Source organism: Pseudomonas putida, assembly GCF_001941965.1.
GTDB classification, from domain to species: Bacteria; Pseudomonadota; Gammaproteobacteria; order Pseudomonadales; family Pseudomonadaceae; genus Aquipseudomonas; species Aquipseudomonas putida_L.
Map to the genome: position 1 here is coordinate 1 of NZ_MKZO01000061.1, position 4902 is coordinate 4902.

Genomic DNA, 4902 nt, shown 5'->3' on the forward strand with positions numbered 1-4902 from the left:
TCTGGAGGACTGGGCTGCGTACGACGGCAGCACGCTGGACAGGCCACGGTTCTGGGTGCAGAGCGAAGCGCAATGGGTCAAGGACGATGCCAATGACATTCATAGAGGCAAGCGGGGCCTCAAGGTCGTAGGGCATGAGGGATCAAGCCGGACCCTCGATATCCTGCCGCCCGGCACACAGGTTGCGGTTTCCGGCACGGGCCGTCACCGCAAGCTGGAAAATGCCCTGGGTCCTGCTTCGCTACGCAGTACGGACGGCACCCTGCGCGGGTATGTTTCCGCCCGCCACTTGCGCCCGGGCAAGGGCGATCTGTCCGAGGTCTCAGGCGATGTCCTGAATGTGCGTGCCGAGTCCCATGGACAAGCGACCGTACTGGGCGGGTTGACCAAAGGGACCTCAGTGCGCGTCAGCGGCAGTGGCGACTTCGTCAAGCTCGAGTATGTCGAACAGTACGTACTGGCGGAAAAACTGCGTAGCGAGTATGTCCCCGCAGATCGCGATGAGGTTTTCGTCCCGGCAAAGCCCACCCCCATCAAGGCCGGTGAACTGATCGGCCACATCGGCCCCTACCAGAATGCCAGGGATGCCAAGCCCCGTCGGCACCTGCACCTCGAAGTCTTCTGCGTCGACTACTTCCCCGACTTCCTCGAGGAAAGCCGCGCCTGGGCCAAGCGCCTGCCGGCCAAGGAAAAGACCTGGTTGAAACTCAAGGCGGGAACCGAGGTGGTCTTCCATCGCGACAACTTCGGGAACAGGGCCCATCCGACCAATGTCCACCCGCATCTGGTCAGTGAGCACGACCTGCTCGTCCCGAAGAGCCTGCTGGACAATTTGTCGGCGGAGAACAAGATCCATCGTCCGAAAACAGACACTGCTGAAGGCTGCACCTGGTACCGCCTGGAAAGCCTGTTCCACGATGCCGAAGGCCACCTTGTCGACGGCTGGGTAAAGGTCATGCAAGAAACAGCCTGCTGGATCAGCCCCTGGGAATGGGATGGCTACGAAATCATCGAAACCCCTCGCTCGCCGGTGCCAGGCATGGCCTATCGGATGTACCAGGACAGGAACACCAGCGAGGAGGACCGCAATCGTGTTCGTCAACAGGCCGAGGCATGGGACAAAGGTGAACTGATGAGCAAGCTCTACTCGCTCATCGACCGTAACCATGACCGCCAGATGTGTGCCGATGAAGTGCGTGCGGCGCTCAAGTCTCCGGTTCTGGCCCAGGCACTGTCGAAAATCGTGCTGTGCAGTGAAAGCGAGTGGTATTACCGCCAGGAGAAATGGGATGCGCTGGATAAGGTATTTGGACATACCACGTCGGCGCCGTTGTTGAACTGGATTGCGGAGAAGGGGCGGATCAAGGAGTTGGGGTGGTGGGAGGATGTGGTTGGGCCGTTGAAGTTTTTGGGGGTATCGTCGGTTTATTTCCTACACCCACTTGGATTAATGAACAAACTGAAAATCCAGCAATTTTCATTTTCTTTAGAAATAATGAAAAAACTATTTAATCGATTGGGGTCAGAGAGAGAAAAAGAACTACAGGAAATCACGAATGAACTGAACAACCACATTCAGTTTTACAAGCTCGACACAGGATTGCGCCGAGCTCATTTTTTTGCTCAAATTCTACAGGAAACTGGAGAGAATCTTAGTACACAAGAAGGCTTCAGACACAGCGCCCAGAACTTGAAAAAAACTTTTTCTTACTTTCGAAGAAACCCAGAAAAAGCAGCAGCACACGGCTATTCGATTCGAAAAGGCTTCATAAAAGAAAACAACACCGCAATGAGCCAGGCCGACTTTGAAGCAATCGCCAATTATGCCTACGCTGGAAAAATCGGTAATGGCGATATCGACAGTGGTGATGGCTGGAAATTCAGGGGGCGCGGACTCAAGCAGCTCACAGGACGAGAGAACTACTCGAAATTTCATGACTGGCACCAACTACACAAGATCGAGTGGCCATATGACAACCCAGACTTCATATCAGATCCAGACCTTCTACTTTCAATGAAATACGCTGTCCGTTCTGCGGCATATTTCTGGGTAAAAAATAAACTTTTCGAAATAGCTGATCGCGGCGCCAGCAACGCAGCCGTCAACGATGTAACGAAGATAGTTAACCTATACACAGACAGCTACTCATCGAGAAGAGAAAATTTCTGGAAAATATGGAACGAGGAAAGTCTCAAATGAGAAGTATTTTTATGACTTTCGTATTCTTGACAGCCATGAGCGCGCATACAGAATCCCTTGCTCAAGAGAATAAAAACCCAGGACCCTATTTAGAAAATGATGCGTGCGGCTTTCCAGAAAGCAACCATGCTCACCCCCCAATCAAGTGGAATCAAAACACTGTATGCTTTATTTATGAAAAGCTTCCACGCGAGCTAGAAGCGCCCTACCTTCGTCCAGCCGATGAAATAGCATTATATACAAAGCCCGCATCAGGAACCACCAGCCGAGTTCGCGAGTTCTCCAAAGTATCAACAAAGGGAATAATTCACGACGCATTCATTGCTTCGGCAATCGATGGAAAAACTCGGTTATTTGTAATCCACAGCAACATATCTCCTAGTCGCTGGATATCCGTAACAGGTATATATGACGTGAGCGTCTTCGAATCTAATGAAAACAGCATTTCTTACAACAAGAAGGCATCTGACTTATTTGGAGGAAGCGGCGATTACATAAATGAGCAAGAAGAGCTTTTTCACTCATTCCCCTACAAAACAAGAAAAGCCGTCCAAAAAATGATTAACTCTAAACTATTCAGCTTGATCAATCCCGCAACCATACTAAAAGGAAGCGTAAAACGAAAAGTGTACCTACACCGCGACACCCCTACCTCAGACTCATTGGAAGTAACTAATTCATATTTGATGAAGAATGAGAAAATCGAGATAAAAGACACTTCAATTGGATGGCGCAGGATACTTACCCCCTCTCAAGAGGACCCACCCTTGGCATGGATAAAATGCTCAGACATACAAATACATTAGGTGCGGTATTTCATTTACAGTCACGCAGCATTTCAAAATGAAGATTGAAACTGGAAAAGCCCTTGTCACTATCGTCCTATTGATGAGTGATAGAGGTCATGCCTCCGACAATCACTATGAAACGAAAAAACTCTCATTCACAAAAACTGAAGACCATGGCCAACTTCTTGTATATACACTACCTAAAGGTGGCGAACTTAAGATTTTTGATGACGGCCTGAAATTCTACTATGACAATGGGATACTTATAACGTATGACTCTCCTGACAGGCTCCATTCCATGATCCCACTCTCAGAGCCAGGCATTCTTTATGATGCAGAAGGCGTTGAGCAGTCTGCTATATCGCTAAACCTATGTGCTTTTATAAGATTAAAAGACGGGTGCATTACCAGTGTCGAAACCGGCTCTCAATGCGGAGGCGAATGGAACGAAGACCATATCTGGTCAAGCCTTGCCAGCGAGAACAATGAGTATCTCCTCGAGAACAAAACAGACGTGAATGAGATTTACAAAAACTACGCATCGAGAAGCAGAGATGGCACCCGTATCAGCTCGCCACGAGTGCTTTCCTATTTGATGGAGGGCACCGGATTCGATAACTTACTGGCCTGCGACCCACCAACGCTAGAGAATCATAAAGCATATTCAGATTTTATGAACCTTCTGCGAAATGAAGGCGATATAGAAAATGCAAAAAAAATAGAGTCGGAGATCGCTGAAGTCACCCATGCACACGGAACCTATAAAACCAAAGAAATACCATGAACGGGACTGTAAGATTTTTTCTAGCTCCTCTGACGCTCATTGCAGGTAACACCTATGCTGATCTACATATTCAGTACAGCGCCCCCTTGGAAGACCGCTATGCGAATTTGACCATCTTCAATGATGGGAAAGTTACTAGAACCCTCTCCGGGGACCAATATGAAGAGGGAACCTTCGAGAAGGTTGTGCCACACTTTCTTTCAAAAGACCTGACATACCTTCACTTCACCCAGATCGCCTCAGGAAAAGTCGAACTTCCCGACGGATCCTCCAAGAACCATGAGGTTGTATATTGTGGAATTATCAATACCAGGTCGGGCTGCCTCATTTCGAAAGAAACCGGATCGTTCTGTGGAGGCAGCTTTACAGAAGATGGCAAATGGCGAATGCCCTTTTCCCCAGATTTCGACCTTGAGAGGCAAGCACCTAAAGTCGAAGACTATTACCCTAAAGGACTATCAATAGCCGACCACAAACCACTATCGAGCCTCGAAAACCTTATGAAATGTGATCCTCCAAGCACAGAAAACCTTGACACATACAATCACCTCATAAACAACAATAGTTTCACCCCTAACGACCCAGCATTTAAAAGTCTTAAATCACTTCTTGCCTGGTAGAAAGCCATTAATTTAAATCTAAAGCACACAACGCCCCTGAAAATCATGATCAGAATGCACTTGAAATGAAAAAACAAAAAATCAAGCTCCGTGATTTGATATTTTTTATAACAGCACTGCTAGCGCACACCGCACAAGGATCAAACCCCCAAAAAAACCAACATACCTACACATCAGAAATCGGCCAAAACCATAGCGCCACAATAAAGCTAACTTCAAACAATTACTATCTTCACTCAGAGAGCGAATCAACCCTACTGAAAGAGGCAACTGCCATACACCTTCGTGGCGATGAAGTGATTTTTCTTGATGTAAACAGCGATGAACTTAAAGACATTTTTGTGAAAATCATGGACGCTCGTGTGGAGGGATACTACACACTCCAATGTCATCAACTTTGGAAATTATCCATAAATATCATATAATTAGCGCTCAAATCAGTGCATGGGAGAAGCCCTTTTGACTACCTATACCGCATCGCTTGACACCGCCAGCCAAACCCTGGCTTGA

The 4902-nt window shown here is 47.8% G+C and carries 5 protein-coding genes; all 5 read left to right on the forward strand.

Going from position 1 to position 4902, the window contains the following annotated elements; all coding sequences use genetic code 11:
• The coding region (locus PSEMO_RS33625; RefSeq protein ID WP_081430344.1) for a hypothetical protein at positions 1 to 2200 on the forward strand (2200 nt) is incomplete at its 5' end.
• A complete protein-coding gene (locus tag PSEMO_RS33230) occupies positions 2197 to 3006 on the forward strand; it encodes a hypothetical protein (RefSeq protein WP_144443629.1) in 810 nt (269 codons plus the stop codon). The genes PSEMO_RS33625 and PSEMO_RS33230, both read left to right, overlap by 4 nt.
• Before the next feature lie 37 nt (positions 3007 to 3043).
• Positions 3044 to 3772 carry a hypothetical protein gene (locus tag PSEMO_RS33235; protein WP_144443630.1) on the forward strand — a complete coding sequence of 243 codons (729 nt, stop codon included), beginning with the start codon at positions 3044 to 3046 and terminating at the stop codon, positions 3770 to 3772.
• The gene (locus PSEMO_RS33240) at positions 3769 to 4392 is read left to right on the forward strand and encodes a hypothetical protein (RefSeq protein WP_144443631.1); all 624 of its coding nucleotides are present in this window, start codon (positions 3769 to 3771) and stop codon (positions 4390 to 4392) included. The genes PSEMO_RS33235 and PSEMO_RS33240 overlap by 4 nt, the downstream gene beginning before the upstream one ends.
• A gap of 65 nt (positions 4393 to 4457) precedes the next feature.
• The gene (locus tag PSEMO_RS33245; protein ID WP_144443632.1) at positions 4458 to 4817 is read left to right on the forward strand and encodes a hypothetical protein; all 360 of its coding nucleotides are present in this window, start codon (positions 4458 to 4460) and stop codon (positions 4815 to 4817) included.
• Positions 4818 to 4902 lie beyond the last annotated feature (85 nt).

Excerpts from the sequence above, each read along its gene's own strand:
- PSEMO_RS33240 (WP_144443631.1), top strand. The coding sequence starts at position 3,769 with ATGAACGGGACTGTAAGATTTTTTCTAGCTCCTCTGACGCTCATTGCA.
- PSEMO_RS33230 (WP_144443629.1), top strand. The coding sequence starts at position 2,197 with ATGAGAAGTATTTTTATGACTTTCGTATTCTTGACAGCCATGAGCGCG.
- PSEMO_RS33245 (WP_144443632.1), top strand. The coding sequence starts at position 4,458 with ATGAAAAAACAAAAAATCAAGCTCCGTGATTTGATATTTTTTATAACA.
- PSEMO_RS33235 (WP_144443630.1), top strand. The coding sequence starts at position 3,044 with ATGAAGATTGAAACTGGAAAAGCCCTTGTCACTATCGTCCTATTGATG.